At 40.0% G+C, this 21481-nt stretch carries 20 protein-coding genes and 2 tRNA genes; 13 read left to right on the top strand and 9 right to left on the bottom strand.

Translation table 11 applies throughout. From position 1 onward, the window contains the following. Positions 1–68 precede the first annotated feature (68 nt). The 5 genes from pgsA to ACJAZP_RS16410 all read right to left on the bottom strand — a co-directional run bounded on the left by pgsA (position 69) and on the right by ACJAZP_RS16410 (position 4302). Complete coding sequence (gene pgsA, locus ACJAZP_RS16430) at positions 69–617, bottom strand: CDP-diacylglycerol--glycerol-3-phosphate 3-phosphatidyltransferase (RefSeq protein ID WP_415231830.1); 549 nt, start codon at positions 615–617, stop codon at positions 69–71. A gap of 151 nt (positions 618–768) precedes the next feature. Then, positions 769–2598, bottom strand: coding sequence for an excinuclease ABC subunit UvrC (gene uvrC, locus ACJAZP_RS16425; protein ID WP_415231829.1), 1830 nt, complete (start codon positions 2596–2598; stop codon positions 769–771). 87 nt (positions 2599–2685) lie between these two features. After that, complete coding sequence (gene uvrY / locus ACJAZP_RS16420) at positions 2686–3330, bottom strand: UvrY/SirA/GacA family response regulator transcription factor (protein ID WP_415231828.1); 645 nt, start codon at positions 3328–3330, stop codon at positions 2686–2688. A gap of 280 nt (positions 3331–3610) precedes the next feature. Beyond that, positions 3611–3701 (bottom strand) — tRNA-Ser (locus tag ACJAZP_RS16415). Between the two features lie 510 nt (positions 3702–4211). Then, positions 4212–4302 (bottom strand) — tRNA-Ser (locus ACJAZP_RS16410). 277 nt (positions 4303–4579) lie between these two features. Between ACJAZP_RS16410 and leuS the strand changes: the two genes are divergently transcribed. The 13 genes from leuS to ACJAZP_RS16345 all read left to right on the top strand — a co-directional run bounded on the left by leuS (position 4580) and on the right by ACJAZP_RS16345 (position 16612). After that, positions 4580–7159, top strand: coding sequence for a leucine--tRNA ligase (gene leuS, locus ACJAZP_RS16405; RefSeq protein WP_415231827.1), 2580 nt, complete (start codon positions 4580–4582; stop codon positions 7157–7159). 197 nt (positions 7160–7356) lie between these two features. Continuing rightward, positions 7357–7872, top strand: a complete 516-nt coding sequence (gene lptE, locus ACJAZP_RS16400; RefSeq protein ID WP_415231826.1) for an LPS assembly lipoprotein LptE — start codon at positions 7357–7359, stop codon at positions 7870–7872. Between the two features lie 10 nt (positions 7873–7882). Next, on the top strand, positions 7883–8878 hold the full coding sequence (holA, locus tag ACJAZP_RS16395; protein ID WP_415231825.1) for a DNA polymerase III subunit delta: 996 nt from the start codon (positions 7883–7885) through the stop codon (positions 8876–8878). A 21-nt stretch (positions 8879–8899) separates the two neighbouring features. Next, complete coding sequence (gene nadD / locus ACJAZP_RS16390; protein WP_415231824.1) at positions 8900–9544, top strand: nicotinate-nucleotide adenylyltransferase; 645 nt, start codon at positions 8900–8902, stop codon at positions 9542–9544. Between the two features lie 756 nt (positions 9545–10300). Then, positions 10301–10684, top strand: a complete 384-nt coding sequence (locus ACJAZP_RS16385; protein WP_415231823.1) for a NifB/NifX family molybdenum-iron cluster-binding protein — start codon at positions 10301–10303, stop codon at positions 10682–10684. 32 nt (positions 10685–10716) lie between these two features. Next, positions 10717–11265, top strand: a complete 549-nt coding sequence (locus tag ACJAZP_RS16380; RefSeq protein WP_415231822.1) for a hypothetical protein — start codon at positions 10717–10719, stop codon at positions 11263–11265. 75 nt (positions 11266–11340) lie between these two features. Further along, complete coding sequence (locus ACJAZP_RS16375; RefSeq protein WP_415231821.1) at positions 11341–11520, top strand: hypothetical protein; 180 nt, start codon at positions 11341–11343, stop codon at positions 11518–11520. Positions 11521–11530: 10 nt separating this feature from the next. Beyond that, positions 11531–12694: a bile acid:sodium symporter gene (locus ACJAZP_RS16370; protein WP_415231820.1), complete on the top strand. Its 1164-nt coding sequence runs from the start codon at positions 11531–11533 to the stop codon at positions 12692–12694. Between the two features lie 66 nt (positions 12695–12760). Next, on the top strand, positions 12761–13411 hold the full coding sequence (locus tag ACJAZP_RS16365) for a peroxiredoxin (RefSeq protein WP_415231819.1): 651 nt from the start codon (positions 12761–12763) through the stop codon (positions 13409–13411). A gap of 143 nt (positions 13412–13554) precedes the next feature. Beyond that, positions 13555–14031 (top strand): PaaI family thioesterase, encoded by a 477-nt coding sequence (locus ACJAZP_RS16360; RefSeq protein WP_415231818.1) that lies wholly within the window; start codon positions 13555–13557, stop codon positions 14029–14031. Between the two features lie 9 nt (positions 14032–14040). After that, positions 14041–14877 (top strand): MBL fold metallo-hydrolase, encoded by an 837-nt coding sequence (locus ACJAZP_RS16355; protein ID WP_415231817.1) that lies wholly within the window; start codon positions 14041–14043, stop codon positions 14875–14877. An 86-nt stretch (positions 14878–14963) separates the two neighbouring features. Next, positions 14964–16115, top strand: coding sequence for an MFS transporter (locus tag ACJAZP_RS16350; protein ID WP_415231816.1), 1152 nt, complete (start codon positions 14964–14966; stop codon positions 16113–16115). A gap of 59 nt (positions 16116–16174) precedes the next feature. Continuing rightward, positions 16175–16612: an OsmC family protein gene (locus tag ACJAZP_RS16345; RefSeq protein ID WP_415231815.1), complete on the top strand. Its 438-nt coding sequence runs from the start codon at positions 16175–16177 to the stop codon at positions 16610–16612. 19 nt (positions 16613–16631) lie between these two features. Here the strand turns inward: ACJAZP_RS16345 and ACJAZP_RS16340 are convergent, their stop codons facing one another. From ACJAZP_RS16340 to ACJAZP_RS16325, 4 genes are all read right to left on the bottom strand, one after another. After that, positions 16632–18068 carry a sigma-54 interaction domain-containing protein gene (locus tag ACJAZP_RS16340; protein ID WP_415231814.1) on the bottom strand — a complete coding sequence of 479 codons (1437 nt, stop codon included), beginning with the start codon at positions 18066–18068 and terminating at the stop codon, positions 16632–16634. A gap of 84 nt (positions 18069–18152) precedes the next feature. Next, the gene (locus ACJAZP_RS16335; RefSeq protein WP_415231813.1) at positions 18153–18464 is read right to left on the bottom strand and encodes a lipid A-modifier LpxR family protein; all 312 of its coding nucleotides are present in this window, start codon (positions 18462–18464) and stop codon (positions 18153–18155) included. A 204-nt stretch (positions 18465–18668) separates the two neighbouring features. Continuing rightward, positions 18669–19667, bottom strand: a complete 999-nt coding sequence (locus ACJAZP_RS16330) for a transposase (protein WP_415231812.1) — start codon at positions 19665–19667, stop codon at positions 18669–18671. Between the two features lie 100 nt (positions 19668–19767). After that, complete coding sequence (locus tag ACJAZP_RS16325) at positions 19768–20673, bottom strand: DUF6236 family protein (protein WP_415231811.1); 906 nt, start codon at positions 20671–20673, stop codon at positions 19768–19770. Positions 20674–21481 lie beyond the last annotated feature (808 nt).

The following is a 21481-nucleotide window of genomic DNA, read 5'->3' as shown; positions in this document are numbered from 1 at the left end:
AACTTTTTTATTACTTTTATACTGTTAGCTTCTTTTTTAAGCGAAGCGATGTCTTAATATACTAATTGTTATACGTTTTTACTCAGTGCCGGCCATGCCGCGCGCAAATATACAACCATAGACCAAAGTGTTAATGCGGTTGCGATATATAAAGAGATGAAACCTAACCACTCCATGGTGATTGAATGCTGCCAAATCAGTAAAAAAAGCGCAACCATCTGCGAGGCTGTTTTTACTTTACCTAACCATGATACAGCAACGCTGGCTCTCTCTCCGAGTTCTGCCATCCACTCTCGAAGAGCGGAAATAATTATTTCTCTGCAGATCATCACCATTGCAGGAATGGTTATCCAAATACCCGCGTAGTGCTCGACAATCATAACCAATGCCACGGCGACCATGATTTTGTCGGCCACGGGATCTAAAAAAGCACCAAAAGCAGTATGTTGATCCAGTTTTCTAGCGAGGTAACCATCCAAATAATCGGTTATTCCCGCGGTCAAAAAGATAAAAGCAGCGGCAAAACCCGCCCACTCGAATGGTAAATAATAAAACAATACAAAAATGGGGATTAGAAAGATTCTAAAACCCGTTAATATATTTGGGATGTTTAACATTAAAGTATCCTTTGATGACCTATTCCCAATTCACTTGGGAATACGAGTTTGCAGATTTACAACCAGCTTAATTATAAGCTATTTTTGCATTTTATTGTTTCATTATGCAAACCCTAAAGAGTAATTTATTTGATTAACATTTTAATTTTTATTAATTATGCAAAGCTTCATAAATTGTTTCTGCTAATGAAGCGCTTATGCCGGGAATTTTTTGCATTTCATCGGTACTTGCAGACATTATCCCCTGCAGTCCACCTAGGTGATTTAATAATGCTTGGCGACGTTTTGCACCTACTCCGGGGATACTTTCTAATGTACTTGTCCGTCTTGTTTTGTCCCGTTGCTGACGATGTCCCATAATCGCAAAACGATGCGATTCATCACGAATTTGCTGTATTAAATGCAGTGCCGGTGAGTCACTGCTAATATCAATTATTTCGTGACTCCCGGCTAAAATCAGCGTTTCCAAACCGGGCTTACGGCCTTCGCCTTTGGCAACACCTATCAGTAACGGATATTTATCTTTAAAATTTGCTTCCAGAGAGCTAATAATATTTTCAGCCTGATTTAATTGCCCCAGACCACCATCGATAAAAATAATATCGGGAATATTATCAATCTCCTGCGCCGTTTTAAAGCGTCTCGCCAGCACTTGTCCCATGGCGGCATAGTCGTCACCGGGGGTAATGCCGGTAATATTAAAACGACGGTAATCGGATTTTTTTGCCCCTTCACGATTAAACACAACACAGGATGCCACGGTTTTCTCCCCCATCATGTGTGAAATATCGTAACATTCCATGCGCAATATAGGTTTACTTAACTCCAGTTTTTCTTCCAGCAGCTGATAACGTTTTAATATATTACTTTTTTGACTGAGGTGACTCTGTAATGCTATTTGAGCATTTTTTTGCGCCAGCTTGACAAACTTCGCGCGCTCACCGCGCATCTCTACTTTTAATACGGTTTTATAACCACAATATTCACTGAACAAATCGGCAAAAACAGTACGCTCGGTGAAATCATCACTGAGCAAAATTTCCCTTGGTATTGCGCGTCCATTTTGCCCGGACAGATAAAACTGGCTTAAAAAAGCACTTAATACTTCGTCCTTACTGGAGTTTTTGGGGATTTTTGGAAAATAATTACGACTGCCTAATATTCGCCCCTGACGGATAAACAATAGATGCACACTGGCCAGACCTTGCTCATAACTAAAACCGACAACATCTAACTGTTCAATATCACCGCTGACCCATTGCTGTTCCTGCACTTTTTTTAAGGATTGGATTTGGTCACGGCGCAGCGCAGCCTTTTCAAATTCAAGCGTCTTACTTGCCGCTTCCATTTCATCAATCAGCTTATTAATAACATTTTGACTTTTACCCAGCAAAAATTCACTGGCTAATTCAACCTGGTGCTGATATTCAGATTCCGGCATTGCATTAACGCAGGGCGCAAGACAACGTTTTAATTGATACTGCAGGCAGGGACGGGAACGGTTTTTATAATAACTATCTTCGCATTGACGTATTGGAAACAATTTCTGCATTAAATGCAGACTTTCCCTAACCGCACCGCCACTCGGATAGGGGCCAAAATAGGTGCCTTTGCGTTTGCTGTTTTGGGAACGCACCAGAGTCAGTTGCGGATGTTTATGATCACTTAAAAATAGATAAGGATATGATTTATCATCACGTAATAAGACATTATAATGCGGTTTGTAGCGCTTGATAAAATTATGTTCAAGGATCAGCGCTTCAGTTTCTGTCTGGGTGACAGTGACTTCAATTTGGTCAATATGACTGACCAGGGCTAAGGTCTTAGGGTGTTTTTGGGTAAGGCTAAAATAACTGCTTAGGCGTTTTTTGAGATTTTTTGCTTTACCAACATAAATCACTTTTTGTTGGTTAAACATACGGTAGACACCCGGTTCAGAGGTCACCGTTTTTAAAAAACTTGCCGCGCAAAATTCACTCATATAAAAATAAGACCTCGCACAGCAAAGCATTTAATAAGGCTAACGGCTGAGAACGTCAGCATCTTGTCGTAGGGTCTCGGTAATAGCTTACAGCAAGTCTGTATCAAGCATGCCATAACGTATCGCCAAATGCGTTAAACCAACATCACCGTTGACCCCTAATTTATCAAACAAACGATAACGGTAACTATTAATGGTTTTCGGGCTTAAACCAAGTTGCTCCGATATATTCACCACACGCTGCCCCTTTGTTATCATCATCATAATTTGTAACTCTCTTTCAGAGAGCACGCTAAAGGGATCATCAGCCGTCGAAGAAAGTTGTGAAAGGGCCATTTTCTGTGCGATTTCCGGTGCTAAATAACGTTGCCCGGAATGTACCAAACGGATCGCATTTAAGACTTCATCGGGGCCGGCAGATTTACTGATATAACCGGAAGCTCCGGCTTGCATTACTTTTGACGGGAAAGGATTCTCGGTATGCATCGTAAGCATAATGATTTTAATCTCTTCATTAGTACGCAAAATTTTGTGCATTGCATCTAAACCACCAATACCGGGCATATTGATATCCATCAAGATAACATCGGGATGATATTTACGGCACCATTTTACCGCCTCTTCACCACTTTGTGCTTCTCCAATAACTTTCATGCCTCGAACATCATCAATGATACGGCAAATCCCTGTACGAACTAATTCATGGTCATCGACCAACAGGATATTTATCACAAAAATTCTCCGTTAATGCTAGAGCAATAACTTAAACTTAAACCGGTCACTGTAAAAACAGATCACAACCGGATAATTCTCTTTAGTCATCAGGGTTTATAATAATAAAAACAAACACAGCAGAGTAATTAAAAGAAAATAAATATAACATTAAAACGTCATATTTATAAGTAACTACAGAGCCGATGATGAGAGACATTTATATAAAAGAAAATAGATTGCCAAAATGAGAGGCTTTAGATATGAAAAAACCCACTGCAGGCAGTGGGTTTTCTTAATGTGGCGGAGGAGGAGAGATTTGAACTCTCGGAGAGCTATTAACCCTCGCTGGTTTTCAAGACCAGTGCATTCAGCCGCTCTGCCACCCCTCCGGAACGGGAAGAATAATACAGACTCAATGCTTAACTTGTAAAGCATAAAATAACGAAAAAAATTTGTTTGCGCATAAATTAATCAAAACCCTGTTTTTAATCAAATAATACCAAAAGAATTAATGAAGTGTTCAATCATTACGAAGTAAAAACCAGCATTAATAAAGCGTGGGTTGCGGGAATTAGTCGTTCTCACTTCAAAACGCACAACGCACAACGCAGTTAGGAATAATTTTAACCAGCAAGGGTGATCACCTTTTTAGTTTTTTGTTATAAATAATGGCTGGCAGATAAGTCGGTGCGGGATTGAACAGATAATCTTTTAATAAGGAAGGATTAATAACAGACGGACATGGTATTTAAAAGGGCCAGAAACGAAAAAAGCTTCTCATAAGAGAAGCCTTTTTAAATGAGGCTGAATAAAGAATAGGAGAGATTCAGACTCTTGTAATATGTAAAACCAGTCGTAAAAAAAACCCGCTGTAAAAACAGCGGGTTTTTTCTTGAATGTGGCGGAGGAGGAGAGATTTGAACTCTCGGAGAGCTATTAACCCTCGCTGGTTTTCAAGACCAGTGCATTCAGCCGCTCTGCCACCCCTCCGGAACGAGGCGAACAATAGCGATTATCGGGTTTAATTGCAAAGCTTAAAATAACAAAAATAACCGTTCGCCTACAAAACCAACAACCTGCACAGATTCCCCGCACAATTTGTTATTTTTTACCCTGACAAACTGATTAGCTAAATAATTTTTAACGTTAATAAAACTATAATGAGGAAAAAACAGCTTATTGTTCATATTTATTGTTGCAGAGCCCACGCTCCTGTATTCTAACGCCTAATTAATTATTTCATTTATCACTGCTAGGCAGACACAATATGCAAGAGTTATATAACCCTAAAGAGATTGAAAAAAAATTCCAAACTAATTGGGATGAAAACCAGTCATTCAAGGCCACGGAAGACCCCTCTAAAGAAAAATATTACTGCCTTTCCATGTTTCCATACCCGAGTGGAAAACTGCACATGGGGCACGTACGCAATTATACTATCGGTGATGTAATTTCCCGTTACCAGCGTATGCAGGGTAAAAATGTAATGCAGCCTATGGGCTGGGATGCATTTGGCCTGCCCGCTGAAAATGCTGCCATTAAAAATAATACCGCACCGGCAGGTTGGACCTACGAAAATATCGCATATATGAAAACCCAGCTTAAGCAGTTAGGTTTCGGCTACGACTGGAGTCGTGAACTGGCTACTTGCCAACCTGAATATTATCGTTGGGAACAATGGTTTTTCACCAAATTGGTTGAAAAAGATCTGGTTTATAAAAAAATGGCCACGGTTAACTGGGATCCGGTTGATCAGACTGTTTTAGCAAATGAACAAGTTATTGACGGCCGAGGCTGGCGCAGTGGCGCATTAGTTGAGCAAAAAGAAATCCCGCAGTGGTTTATAAAAATAACCGCCTATGCTCAAGAATTATTAGACGATTTAGACAAGCTTGACGAATGGCCGGAACAGGTACGTACCATGCAGCGTAACTGGATTGGACGCTCTGAAGGTATCGAAATGGACTTTAAAGTAAGTGGAAAAGACGAAAGTTTTTCTGTTTATACCACACGTCCGGATACCGTCATGGGTGTCACCTATGTCGCGGTTGCCGCACAACACCCGTTAGCGCTCGAAGCGGCTAAGAACAATCCAACCCTGGCTGCATTTTGTGAAAAATGTAAAAACGTAAAATTAGCAGAAGCTGAAATTGCGACCATGGCCAAAGAAGGTGTTGATACCGGCTTTAAAGCAATTCACCCTATCAGCGGTTTAGAAGTGCCAATCTGGACGGCAAACTTTGTCCTTATGGGTTACGGCTCCGGCGCCGTAATGTCTGTACCGGCGCATGATCAGCGTGATTATGAATTTGCTAAAAAATACGGCCTGGAAATTAAAGCGGTGATTAAACCTGCCGATATGGCTGTTGATGTCTCCGTTGAAGCTTACACTGAAAAAGGTGTTTGTTTTGATTCCGGCGAATTTAATGGTTTAGACTTCAGTGCTGCATTTAATGCCGTAGAAGCAAAATTAGTCGCGGATAACAAAGGCAAACGTCAAGTGAACTTCCGTTTACGTGACTGGGGTGTTTCCCGTCAGCGTTACTGGGGTACGCCGATTCCGATGCTCAACTTGGAAGACGGATCCGTTGTGCCTGTTCCGGAAAATGAGCTGCCGGTTATTCTGCCTGAAGATGTGCACATGAACGGCATTGTATCTCCCATTAAAGCCGATCCTGATTGGGCGAAAACCACCTATAACGGCCAGCCGGCGACACACGAAACAGATACCTTCGATACCTTTATGGAATCAAGCTGGTATTACGCACGTTACTGTTCACCGCAAAGCGATGATGCGATGTTAGATCCTGAGAAAGCGAATTACTGGCTGCCGGTTGATCAATACATTGGTGGTATCGAACATGCAATCTTGCACCTTCTATACTCACGCTTCTTCCATAAATTATTACGTGACTTTGGTTTGGTCAATTGTGATGAGCCGTACAAAAAACTGCTTACCCAAGGCATGGTATTAGCAGACGCTTATTATTATGAAGATGCTAAAGGCGGAAAAGTCTGGGTTGCCCCAACAGATGTAGACACTGAAACCGATGAAAAAGGCAAAGTCATTTCAGCCACCACAAAAGACGGACAAAGCGTTATTTATGACGGCATGAGCAAAATGTCTAAATCTAAAAATAACGGTGTCGACCCGCAGGTAATGATCGATAAATACGGCGCAGACAGTGTGCGTTTATTTATGATGTTTGCCGCACCGGCGGATCAAACATTAGAATGGTCAGACTCTGCACTTGAAGGTTCACTGCGGTTTCTGAAACGTTTATGGAAAATTTCTTTTGATCACGTGGCATTGGGCGCAGTTGCCGATTTAGATCTTAAATCACAAACGGAAGCACAAAAAACGCTACGCCGCGAACTGCACAAAACAATTGCAAAAGTGACCGACGATATCGGCCGCCGCCAAACCTTTAACACGGCGATTGCATCGGTGATGGAGCTGATGAATAAATTAGCCAAAGCTGCCACAAAAACCGAGCAGGACCGTGCTATTTTACAGGAAGCACTGCTCGCCATTACTAAACTGCTTGCACCTATCACGCCGCATATCTGCGCAGAATTATTTGAAGTATTAGGTCAAACTGAAGAGATATTAAATACACCCTGGCCAACGGTTGATGAATCGGCATTGGTTGAAGATTCAAAGCTTATCGTGGTGCAGGTAAATGGTAAATTACGGGCTAAATTGACCGTTGCCGCTGACGCGCAGCAGAAAACGGTTCAGGCGATGGCGCTGGAAGATGAAAATGTAAGTAAATTTACCGATGGAAAAAGCATTCGTAAAATCATTTTTGTTCCGGGGAAATTATTGAATATAGTCGCTAACTAAGTAATGAATCATAAATTTTCAAACATTCAAATCTATATTGTTTCTATGTATCATCTTGAGATATAGAAACAGTAAATTGTAAAAATGTTTGATTTTATATATTCACCTAACTAACGTTTACTTAGCAATATATTGCCGGTGTGAGCAGAGCTTTTTTTCGCCGGCAGATCCTATTTTCACTTAAGAAAAGGTTTCTTATGCAGTCCACAGTACGCAGCTTTTTTTACGCTAAAATCACCTTAATCTTCTTATCTGCTGTATTGATTAGCGGTTGTGGTTTTCATTTAAAGAACAACAATGGTCTTATTGAAAAATACCCCAAAATTTACTTACAAAGTACTAATACCAATGATGAATTAATACGTTTTATTAAAACCCGTTTACGGGGTGCCGGCATTGAACTACTGAGTCAGCCAGAAGCCGGTGTTGCCATATTAAAAGTCTACCCGGAGCGACGATCATCACGCATTATTTCTCTTTATGTTAACGCGCAGAATGCAGAAAAAGAGAAAAGCTATAATGTAAATTATTCAATTCAATCTCCCGGTTATCAAACCCAGGAATTTTCGATAAACCTGTATCGTGACTTTCTTGAAAATTCAAGTCAAGCCTTAGCAAAATCACGTGAGGCGGAAATATTAACCAAAGAATTACGCGGTATTGCCGCCGACAGTATTATTGCCACTATGCTCAGCCTCGAAAATAAAAAATAAGCGACAAATAATGCGGATTTATCCTGAACAATTACTCCAACATATTAAACAAAAAATACCCAGCTGCTGTTTGATTTTCGGTGATGAGGCGCTGCTTTGTTTAGAAGCAACGGAGCAAGTTCAACAGACGGCAAAAACGCAAGGATATCTGGAAAAATTAAGTTTTAGTCTTGATGGTAAATTTGACAGCGACCTTATTTTTGGTCACTTCCAAACGCTCTCTCTTTTTTCTGAAAAAAAAATTATATTATTAACTCTGACTAAAACAAATAAAGAAAATTGTGCTTTTATTCGAGAAATCACTCCCCTACTGCATCCTGATATCCTGCTGATTTTGCAGGGTCCAAAACTCAACAATCAACAAATGAGCAGCGTTTGGTTTAAAACCCTGGAACAACAGGGAATCTATGTTGCAACCAACCTGCCCCAAGCGCATCGTTTTCCTCAATGGGTTTTCCAGCGTCTTAAAGCTCTAAATTTGAATGCCGATAAAGACACCGTTGATTACCTTTGTTTGCATTTTGAAGGTAATTTATTAGCCGCTAAGCAAGAGTTTGAAAAACTGGCGCTGTTATATCCCAAGCAACATTTAACCCAGCGACAAGTCGAAGAAAGCATTACTACCCACAACCACTTCAGCATTTTTCAATGGATAGATAGTTTAATGGCGGGCGATCAGATACGCGCGATGCGTATTTTAAAGCAGCTAACAGCCGAAGGGACTGAGCTGTTATTACTCTGCGCGACATTAAATAATGAGATCCAGAAGCTTCTTAAACTTAGCTATCAAAGCCAACAGCAGCCTTTAGCACAATTATTAAACCAGCAGCAACCAAAACTTTGGCCGGCCAAACAACAGTTAATAAGAGATGCATTAACACGTTTGAATATCAACAAGCTTGAAAAGATGGTTATCCAGTGCGCAGAAATGGAAATTTCTATTAAAGTAGGTAATAGGGATTCTGAATGGTTAAAACTTAACGAAATTACATTCTCTTTTTTCTGATTTCAAAGGACAGTTATAAACATGGATATTCAACAGCAGGCCATCGGTTTTTTAGGGGGCACTTTTGATCCCATTCATTTTGGACATCTGCGCCCGGCACTGGAAATCACTGAGGCACTTTCTCTGCAGCAGCTTTTTATGATGCCCAATCATATTGCTCCCCATAAATCAGCCAGTCACGGCACTGCTAAGCAGCGCAGTGAAATGGTCGAATTAGCAATCAGCCAGCAACCCAGAATGACCGTGGATAAACGTGAATTAAAACGCCACAAACCCAGTTATACCATTGATACATTAAAAGAATTAAAAATTGAGTACCCCGATACCCCGATCTGCTTCATCATGGGCATGGACTCATTAATCTCTTTTGATAGTTGGTATGATTGGAAAAATATCCTTTCCTACTGCCATTTAATTATTAGTCATCGTCCGGGTTGGCAAAGTGAATTCAACGAACAAGTCGCTGCCCTTGTGGCAAAACATCAAACCACTGATAAACACGATTTGCATAATGTTCAATTTGGTAAAATCTACTTTCAGACCACCAGCCAATTAGCGATTTCATCAACTGAAATACGCGATCTCTTAAGTCACAATATCAGTATTGATTTTTTAACACCGGACAGTGTGATTAACTATATTAAAGAGCAGTATTTATATAAATAACCTTTAGATTCAATTAACAAGTGCATTTTTGAATATTCAAAATGCGCTGTGAGTGATTTTTTATAAGATGAGTTTTGTTTCATATTCCAGAGGCTGAAATGTTCACTATTATTTACATAGTTATTACCTATTTTGTTATTGGCTTATTATATGCTTTAAAGTTGAATGCTAAGCCGATTGAGCAAAAACCGCTTTGGACAAGCAGTACTGATCCTTTAAAAAGATTATTTGCCATATTAATATGGATGACAACCTGGCCGCTAATGTTTGTGAAAAACAAAAATAACAAATAATGCCAGCTGTCATTATTCCCTATTCCAAAACCCTATAAACGTCAAAAACCTAGCCTGTTTTTTATAACAATCTGAACAACAGGTCTCAATACTAAGCTGATAGTTATTTTGAAGAGCGCGATCAGCGACGCGCCTTTCTGAGCTCCATATTTTTTATTCAAAAATTCCTCACACACCTGCCTATAGCCGCTATTAATGATTAGAGTCAGCCATAACCGCATTTAGTCCGCTTTAAATTAAAACTAATAAAAGCACTCAGTCATATTCTTGCAAGGGGTGCAATCCTGCTACCCATCAGTCTCAACTTTGCAACCCTTCCCTACTCTGAAAATTACACAAAAAAAACAAATCCCTTTAACTTCAGCTTGTTACGTATCTTTAATTATTGGCATGATAGCTGCAATAATAAATAGCAAAGGTAACGGGCAGTTGTTCAGTCACATAGAGATTAACGAGGAAACTTATGAAAGTCGCATTGCTTACAGCACAATCTCGGGTAGCACCGGTTTTTGAAGTCGCCTCAACCTGGCTGATGATTAACGCAACACCCGGTGAGAGCAGCATCTGTAGTAGCCATCATTTTACGACACAAAATGAGATACAAATGGCCAACGAGTTAGTAGTCAAAAATATCGAGCTACTTATTTGCGGTGCAATCCCCTATTACCTTGAAAAGCAATTGATCAATCAGGGTTGTGAGGTGTTTGGATTTATAGCAGGTGAAGTTGATCAGGTTATAGAAGCGCATCATCTTAATCTATTAGACAATCCTAAATTTAAAATGCCTGGCTGCCAGAAGCGTAAACAAAGAGGTAAAAATCCTTTCTGTCAACGCACTGTTCGCTAAACATTTACATTCAACGATAAAGGAAAATAAAAATGCAGACATTAAATATAAGAAAAACAAACTGTCGCCGTTTTACCGATCAAGTGAAGCCATTAATGAATAACACCCAACAATTACAACGTATTCGTTGTTGTGGCCGAGTTATTACTGAACAGGAGGTTAGCAACGGGCTTTTATTAAATACTCAAAGTAGAGGTCAAGTAATGGAAAATGGTCAAGGCCAGAGTCAAGGTCGTGGTAGAGCAAACGGTCAAGGCCAGGGTCAAGGTCGTAGCGAAGCAAACACTCAAGGCCGGGGTCAAGGTCGTGGCAGAGCAAACGGTCAGGGCCAGGGTCAACGCTGTGGCAGAGCAAACGATCAGGGACAAGGTCAAGACCGTAGCGAAGCAAACACTCAAGGCCAGGGTCAAGGTCGTAGCGAAGCAAACACTCAAGGCCGGGGTCAAGGTCGTGGCAGAGCAAACGATCAGGGCCAGGGTCAAGGCTGTGGCAGAGCAAACGATCAGGGACAAGGTCAAGACCGTAGCGAAGCAAACGGTCAAGGCCGTCGCATGGCAAACGCTCAGGACAAACAAGATTAGAACTACGCAGTAACATAAATAAATCTGCTTTATCCATAAAGCAGATTTATTACTGACGAGTCATATAAGGCAATAATGAAAAAACTATCCTGGCTGCAAAAAAATCTAATATTCAGTATTCCATTGACCATGGTCATTGCTCTTATCTATGGCTATTTCAGTGAGGTAACTTACCTTAAAAATCTGATTATTCCGCTTACTTTTTTAATGGTTTTACCTATGATGATCACTCTGCCTATTCGTAATAGTCTTTGAAGGCGGGGATATGAAAGTACAGTTTGTTACTCAGTTTATTAATTTTGCTATTACTCCCTTTATTGCTTTTGCTATCGGGATAACCTTCTTTGCTGACAATAAATACCTGGCATTGGGGCTTTTATTAACAGGTCTATTACCTACATCAGGCATGACTATCTCATGGACAGGTATGGCCAAAGGCAATATGGCTGCCGCGATTAAAATGACCATTTTTGGTCTGTTAATCGGCTCACTCTTAACCCCGCTTTATATTAATCAACTGATGGGCGCAGAAGTAAAAATTGAGATGATAAAAATCGTCCAGCAAATCGCTATTATTATCATTATTCCGCTTATTCTTGGTCACCTTATTCAAAGAACGCTTATTGGCCGCTACGGCATGGCGCATTATCAGGAAAAATTAAAAAAACAGTTTCCGCCAATATCAACCCTAGGGGTATTAGGTATTGTCTTCGTCGCAATGGCACTAAAAGCAAAAACAATTTTTAATGATCCGCTGTTACTCGTTGATATTTTCATACCGCTTTTATTACTTTATATAAGCAATTTTATTATCAGTACACTTATCGGCAAGCTATTTTTTAACCGCGGAGATGCAATTGCACTGCTTTACGGCAGTGTCATGCGCAATCTTTCTATTGCACTGGCCATCGCAATGACCGCTTTTGGCAAAGAAGGTGCTGATATCGCCCTAGTCATTTCACTCGGTTATGTGATTCAAGTACAGATGGGCGCATGGGTGGTTAAATTTACCGATCAAATTTACGGTAAAGCAGAAGCGCCGATTGCCGAGCAGTTTGTACATCAAGGCATCTTCTCACTGCACCAATCCGACACCTTACAACAGGCCGTTCATCTGCTTGCTGAAGAGCAGATTCATTCCATTGCCATACTTGATAACGACGAAAAAGTAACCGGCATACTCACTCTGAAACAGGTGATGAATTTGGTGGCTGAAGCAAAACCGATGCACAGCTTATTATCCAGTATGACATTAACAAAGCCTATTCTGATGGATATACAACAACCGATTGTTTCAATCGCTAGAGAGATGAAACGTACTCACAATTACAAGGTGCTTATCACTAATAAAAAAGGAGAAATCGAAGGGGTTATTTCAAGTATTGATATCGTTGAATTTCTTAATACAGCGCTTGATAAGTCGCGATGACGCACACAATTTCCTAACCACACTATGAAGGCTTGCTTCAATAGTATTAACAAAAAGGTCATTATTATGAACAATATTGAACAGAATATAGTTGCATTTCCGCAACTTAATAAACCAGCACCCGCTTTTGAAGCAAAAACAACACAGGGTGTAAAAAAACTATCTGATTACAAAGGAAAGTGGTTAATACTCTTCTCTCATCCGGCCGATTTTACCCCGGTGTGTACCACAGAATTTATCGCTTTTGCCAAGCATCATGATGAATTTTTAGCTGAAGGCGCTGATCTGCTGGGTTTATCCATTGACAGTTATTACAGCCACGTTGCTTGGGTACGTAATATCAAAGAGAAATTTTCGGTGGAGATAAAATTCCCGATTATAGAAGATTTATCAATGTCGGTGGCAAAGTCATACGGAATGGTTCATTCTGGTGCTTCAGACACATCAGCCGTCCGCGCAACTTTTATCATTGATCCCGAGGGAATTTTAAGAGCGATGGTTTATTACCCGATGAGTAATGGCCGTTCAATTCCTGAGTTTTTACGCTTACTTAGAGCTTTAAAAACAGCTGATGAACATAAAGTTGCAACTCCTGAAGGTTGGCAGCCAGGTGATAAAGTCATCGTTCCACCACCGCAGGATAGTGATGCAGCAGAAAGTCGTATGACAGAGGGCTATGAATGCACTGATTGGTATTTCTGTAAAAAAGACTTATAAATAAGCTTCGCTATTATCGTTCGGGTATATCAATGCGGCTCCATATCATCGATATGTAAAGTCGCTATATACCCGTTCAACTTCATTCACTCTTTTAAGGATGAAAGCAAAAGACCTTCTTTAACGATTCAAAACGAGTACATATGAATAATTCAAAAAAAAACTTATTACAAGATGAAATCAATAAACTTGATTTAATTAATTCCCCCCTACTTGTAGGACAAGTCGAGAAACAGTCAAGCCATCAACACTGTATGTTGTGCGGCACACAATCAACCTTTGGTTTAAAACTTGATTTTTACCATGATCAGGAGGGCGTTGTTTGGGCGAAAGCTAAAGGCAGTATCCATCAGCAGGGTTACCAGGGCATTCTGCATGGTGGTTTTATCGCCGCACTGCTCGATGCAGGCATGTGCCAGGCTATTTTTAACCAAGGTGCACAAGCGGTCACAGCAGATATAAATATTCGCTACCTTGCTGAGATCCCACTGACAGCGGAGATTATTATTCGCGGTAAAATAAACAAAAGTTCCCTGTCACTTTATAAAATGGAAGCTGAAATCTATGTTGAGCAACAACTGATGGCTAAAAGCACTGCACGTTTTATGAAACGCCCATAAGGATTAATAATGCCAACTACAATCACACTGCTGGTTGATAACCAGGCAGAAACAGGATTAAAACATGAACATGGCTTATCCATTTTAATTGAGCATCGGGGAAAACGGATCTTATTTGATAACGGGCAAAATGATGGGTTATTTTATAATGCGCAAAAATTAGCAATTCGACTGACGGACATTGATCTGATTATTTTAAGTCATGGCCATTATGATCATGGCGGTAATTTGGCCCGCCTCTTAGAAATTAACCCTAATGCCCTTTTTTATGCCCATCCGGACTGCATGCAAACCCGTTACTCGCTGCATCCTAATAAATCCCCACGTACTATCTCTTTATCAAAAAATACGATGGAGGCTATTGCTGCATTCCCTGCTCATCAAAAAAGATGGATCAGCAAAGCCACTGAAATAACCCCTGGAATTTGGTTGACGGGTGAGATTCCACGGATCAGTGAAAGTGAAGATACAGGCGGCCCCTTTTTCCTCGATAAGGAGAAAAAACAGGCGGATCAACTTCATGATGATATGAGCCTGTGGATTGAAACAGCAGCGGGATTGACCGTTATTTGCGGTTGCTGCCATGCCGGTATTATCAACACCCTTAATCATATCAACGGGCAAACCGGAAACGCTCGAATCATCAATAACTTGCTTGGTGGCCTGCACCTGGTGAATGCAAATCAGCAGCGCCTAAAGAGCACTATTGATTATTTAAATAAGCAAAATATTGAAACCCTTTACCCGGCACACTGCACTGGTGATAAGGCGATGGCATTACTGAAAACACAATTTAACAATAAGCTTAAAATTGCCAAAGCAGGATTACAACTGACACTGCGATGAGTCTGTTATTAAACGCGCTTATTTAAGGGCGGTCTGGCAGCCAAGCTATAAATATAATCAATAACAAAAGCGAATAACGGGAAATCATGAGTAACAAAAAATTCAACAAATCCACGGTGATAACGGTCTCATCTGCGCATCTTATCAATGATATATATTCATCATTTTTGGCTCCATTGCTTCCTCTTTTGATAGAAAAACATGGTATATCTTTATCCGTCAGTGCCTTTTTAGATATTGCCAGAAGGATCCCGGCTCTATTTAATCCATTTTTTGGTCTAATAATAGAAAAAACAGGCGCAAAATATTTTGTTATTTTAACCCCGGCAATAACCGCCATTTCCATGGGTTTAATCGGTTTAGCTCCCTCATATACCGTGCTTTTTATCTTATTATTTGTATCAGGAATAAGCGCTGCACTTTTCCATATTCCATCACCGGTGATCATAAAAGAAGCCTCCGGCAATAAAATTGGCGCAGGGATGAGTTATTTTATGGTAGGAGGTGAATTAGCCAGAACAGTAGGCCCCTTACTGGTTACCGCGGCCGTTTCGCTTTGGGGATTGGAAGGAATTTATAAACTAATACCTTTAGGGCTTGTAGCATCCTTTATTTTATATCTAAAACTTAAAAATTTGGATTTACATCAATCGATAAAAAAACCAAAAGAAAAAGGCGATACTAAAAAGTTATTAAGGAAATATCGCCGGTTTTTTACAGTGCTCGCGACTTATCTGCTATTTCAGTCGGGAATGAAAAGCGCCTTAACCCTTTATCTCCCGGTGTATTTAATAAATCAGGGGGAAAGTTTATGGTATGCGGGTATATCATTAGCTGTTTTACAATTTTTTGGGGTTATCGGCACTTTTCTTGCCGGACATTTCTCAGATAAAATAGGTAGAAAAAACACGTTAATCATCGCCAGTATTGGCTCAACCGTCACCATGGCGGTATTTATACAATTAGGCAGTATTTATATACTTGCCTTTATCGGCCTTTTTCTATTTGCTTCAGGCCCCGTATTAATGGCCAGTGTGCAGGATACGCAAACCCATATGCCAACCTTTATGAACAGTATGTACATGTCGATAAATTTTGGTGTTAGCTCTCTGATTGTCTTTGGCGTTGGAATATTAGGCGACGGTTTCGGCTTAGAAGCGACTTATATTGTCTGTAATGTTCTCGCCATTGGTTGTATTCCAGCCGCATTTTTACTAACAAAACAGATCAGAACATAACTTTAACTTTAACTTTAACTTTAAGATCAAAGATCAAAAAAACTTAAGGAGTCATAAATATGCAAGCACTTCCCCATCTTTATCATGTTCAGGTTAGCAGCACTACAGATACGAATTTAATAACATCAAGTCAGGGACTGCCTAATTTAATCGTTTCCGGCCCCGCAGAATTCGGTGGCCCGGGAGATCTGTGGTCGCCTGAATCACTGATGATGTCAGCCGTTGTGAGCTGCTTTGTTTTATCTTTTAAAGCAGTTGCTAGCGCATCAAATTTTCCATGGGAGAATATTCACTGTGAAGCAATCGGAACATTAGATAAAGTTGATCGTTTAATGAAGTTTACACAGATAACAACTCAGGTCAGACTGGTTATTAACGATTCAAGCGCACAGGAAAAAGCACTAAAACTGCTCGAAAAAGCAGAGTCTATTTGCCTTGTCAGTAATTCGCTTAATTCACAATTAAAACTTGAATGCGAGATTGTTATAAAAGCATAGAATGCGACGGGAAATAATACTAAAACGCTATATTGTACTTTTTCATTTTACGAAATAGCGTGGTTTTATGTATACCTAATACCTTTGCAGTGGCGATTTTGCTGTGATTATTTTTTAGCGTTTCAATAATCAGCTGTTTTTCAACTTCCTCGCGATTATTTTCTAAATTCCCTCGAATAGATTGCTCGCCCTTTGCTGCAACTGAATTTACAAAAGGAAAGCAGCTTAACTGAAGATAACTCTCTTGAGATAAGACGCAGGCTCGCTCGATGCTGTTTTCTAATTCGCGAATATTACCCGGCCAGGCATAGGATTGAAGGTGCGACAATGCCTCTGCGCTGATCCCCTGTATTGATTTATTATGCAGCAAATTAAAGCGCTTAATAAAAATGTCCACCAAAAAAGCAATATCTTCAATACGCTGCGCCAGTGTCGGCAAGCTTATTTTTATGACATTTAAACGGTAATAAAGATCTTCGCGGAACTGCCCCTGAGAAACTAAATCCAATAGATTTTTATTGGTTGCAGTAATAATTCTAACCTGCGTTTTTTGCGGTTTATTGCTGCCCACAGGCTCAAATTCCTGCTCCTGTAATACCCGTAATAAACGCACCTGCAATGCTGGCGAAATATCACCAATTTCATCTAAAAATAGCGTGCCCTTTTCCGCCCTGGCAAAATATCCCAGCTTATTTTCATAGGCGCCAGTAAAGGCACCTTTGACATGCCCAAACAGAGTAGACTCTAATAAATTCTCCGGCAAGGCAGCACAGTTTACCGCAATAAAGGGCGCTTTATTTCTGGCGCTTAACTGGTGTAAAGCTTTTGCAATCACCTCTTTACCGGTGCCTGTTTCACCATAAATCAGTATTGTTGTGGAGGTATCAGCAACGGCTTCTACCATCTCAATAACCGCTTTCATCGAGTGACTATGGCTGCTTAAACGATTGTCTTTCGACTGTTTGCCAAGCTGTTTTTTTAAATTTTCAATTTCAGACAGATCCCGAAAGGTTTCCGCGCCGCCAATAATATTCCCCTGCTGATCTTTAAGTACCGCCGTTGATAATGTAACAGGCACCTTGTTACCTTTGCTGTTAATAAAATAACAACTTTTATTGATAATAGGTTTACCCGTGCTTAATGTTTCCCGCAAAGCGCATTGGCCGCCACAGAGGCTGGAGCGAAACACTTCAGAGCAGTAACGTCCTAGAGTATCCTTGCGATCAATACCGGTAATTTCCTCAGCGGCACGATTAAAGGAGCTGATTTTCCAGTCATGATCAACACTGAAAACACCATCCGAGATGCTTTCTAAAACAGTGCTGTTATCAATTGGTTGTTTGCTTTTGCTCATCACAGACTCATATAACTGGAAATGAAAAGAGCCTGTTAAGCACTCTTTATGTAAAGTCATCTTACTATTATTATCTGATTTATGCATTTGAAGATTGATCATGGGGATGCCTCTGCATGTTAGTGATAAAAGCATAAGACTGCCCGTTACCTTCTTCTGCCACAAAGGCGATTAGGGTGGCTATCCTCAATGAGGGGACAGAGGACGGTGGTTATTAATCAAAATTATAGGAGAGAGTAATAGATCCGTAGCGGGAACTCTCATTTTCCCCTGATATTCATCACTCTGTCGAAAAAGTGTATAGACAAGGTTCCATTGATAAAAATTGGCCACAATACTAGCAGAGATGCCAATTTGATCATGGATAAGTGAAACACTATGACTGTCTTGGAAGGTATTACCATTGATAAAAATATCATTGGCAACATAAAAGGCGGAGGTATTCACAAAAAAATACCAACCATGCGTACCGGCAAACAAAAAAGATGGGACATCCATTAATTAAAATTAACTTTAATTTAATGAAAAGACTCATAAATATCAGTCCTAATAAGCAAACTTTAAGTGATTTATTAAGATAGCGAGCAAAATCTCATTAAAAAATACATCAAATGGTTAGATTGGCTGAATTTAATGCATGTGGAAGTATCTCAACGAGCAGAGATGCATAAACTGTCATGAAAGTACTTTTAAATCAGGGAATTAATGCAAACATCGATGCAATACATTCTTCTTGGCAATCCAACATTTACCAGTGTGTTCAGCGTAGGAGGCTAATTCTTCTAACGACCCCACCGCACCATGATAATTTTTGCCAAAACTACTTGCTAATTCACACCAGATTTCATCATCAATCCCTAATACATGAAGTAATTGAGGCCGTGTGCCTAATACTGCTCCCCGTTTATCATCGCGTAATATTCTGCTCGTCCAATCCAGTAATTCAAGATAATCAATCAACGAAAAAGGTAACCCTTGCGGGGCATGCTGAGACTCATCCCCCACAAAACCATACAAAGGTTTAATGGGCTCATTTTCAGGTGCCTCTGTCAGATGTTGACTTGCTGTGCCGTGAATGCGTTCATGGGCAGAGGTGTATTCAGCGTGCTCTATGCTATTGGCCATTTTGGCGCGTATTGGGTTTAAATCAACGTAAGCCATGCAGGTAAGCAACGCATTTTCATCTAATAGAGCCTGTGATTTAAAACGCCCCTCCCAGAATCGACCGGTACAATTATCTTCTTGATTAGCTTTACGGGCGATAAATTCATTAATACTGCGCATAAACCAAGAGATATCCATTAACCTTTCTCGCCATCTATTGATAATCGTTTTTACCATCAATAACTCCCCTTCAGATAATCCTGAACCCGCTTGCCATTGGCTTATTAATGTTGGCATTGAATAAAGGCGGCCCCAACGCAGACAAACTTCTTCATCAGTTAACTGACTGTTTTCTAATTCATTAACATGCAAAACCAGATGATAGTGATTAGACATAATGGCATAAGCGCAGGTATCGATAGTAAAAATGGAGGTTAAAAACTGGAGGCGTTCGACCATCCATTGTCTGCGATGTTCAAAGCTTTGTCCGCTGAACTTATCGTCGCCACATAAAAAAGCACGGCGTACACAACGGGAAATACAATGATAATAAGGCGTATCAACCAGGGAAACCTGTGTTGCACGAGATTGCGTCATAATGAGCTCCTAATCATTCAAAACAGTGCCTGAATAAAACATAGAAGCGGATTAATATTTAGTCAATTAGATGGGTGTCTAGTTATTTTGTTAAGTGTATTTATTTCAAACTGTTACGGATGCTTTTGACGTATGTAAGCTCAGTGGGGATTGAATTGCTAGATTGAGGAATTAGCTTTGATGCCACTCCTATACCAGCACCAGACATGCCAGCAATTAATGGACTAACCCCTAGCAACGTAGCAATACCTGCTAACCCAGCACCTAAACCAACAATTCCATCCATTCCTGACATTAATGATCTAAGGGAACCAATAACAACTCTAATTTTTGATTCTTTCATAGTACGATTTAAATTTCTGAGTGCAACCTCCAGTCTCGTCATCTCGGTATTAAATGCGCGAGGTATATCAGCAGAGTTAATGATGGACTGGTACAAATCATCTAAATACATGCGAAAAGCTAAAAGTTCATCATGGCGTTTCGTTTTAAATTCCAATACATCATTAAGCTTAACTTCTGGAGCAGGTACAGGAAGAAGATTGTATAATTCAAGTTCTACACCAGTTTTATTCACTGGGTTAGAAATGACCATAGTTGAAGACATTTGTGCTTTTGACCAGACACCTGCGTCTCTAGCACTTAAAAGCATGTGTACATCTTCATGAGCTCTGAGAATTTCATCTCCAGCTCTCTGATCCAAAGTTATTTTTGTACAGTTTGTAATTAAAGCTGTATAGCCTTTTAATGAAATTTGATGTGAGTTATTAAGATGGCACATTAATTGAGTATTATTTCCATAATGTGTTCGATGTAAAACACCCGCTTTTTCAAGAAATTGAAACTCTTTGCAATCAAATTGAATTATTGAACTTTTAGGAACTTCAATTTGATCCCAATATAATAAGTACTTCAATAATTCAGCTTTATCCACAGCCGATTCAAAATACACATCGCCAGTAGGTAGCTTTGTAAATTTAGGTGACATAACAATACCACGTCGCATAATTTGATCCTTGTGATGAACAATGTTGATACGCTTAACGAGGCTGTAGAATTTCTCATTTTCAGCCAGTTTATTTAAATTAAAAACCAAGGTAATTTATATTTACTTGATATTCAATGGATTATTAAAATTTTAATAAGTAACTGATTAAATTGAGTGGTAAATAATAAAAGATGGGACAGCCAAAGCTTTTCGCTTCTAAAGCACTAAACCAATGCGGCTAGGCAATTTCCGTACGTTTTTCTTGATCAATTAATTCCTTTAGCAAGTGGAAACAGGAAGTTTCCACTAGGCTTGGCTCTGCACATGGATGTGCTGTCCAAGCCGGTGCGTTAAAAAGGGATTTATTTATCAAGATAAAAAAACGTCTAGGAACGGCACTTTTTGGTTACTTTTTCTTGCTGTTGAGAAAAAGTAACACGCCGTCAAAGGCGGAATACCAACAATGAGGTTTAAACCAAACGCCTCAAGCGAAAGCTTACAATAACCCAATACGGCATCAACATTGCCACGCAGTGTAAGGGAATGAGAAATTCTCGCCGTCAAGGGCGGAATACTAACAATGCAAGTTAAACCCATTGTCTGCTAATTTATAGAACATTCCACAGGCGATCACAAATTTAATGCGGTAGAAATGAAAAAACCGCTATCTAATTGCTTAGATAGCGGTTTTTAAAATTGTTGGAGTTGGCCTATAAGCCGGGTTTTGTCGTTGAATCGTCATTCGTCTAGGCCTGCAATCACTCACAGGCTCAAGCAACCTACCCGCTTCCAGTATGGGCCATACCTCAGGAAGCCTATTTGGTCT

Origin of the sequence: Psychromonas sp. (assembly GCF_047632955.1) — a bacterium.
In the GTDB taxonomy this organism is placed as follows: Bacteria; Pseudomonadota; Gammaproteobacteria; order Enterobacterales; family Psychromonadaceae; genus Psychromonas.
Note: the sequence above shows the minus strand (reverse complement) of the source record. Positions and strands in the feature narration are given on the sequence as shown.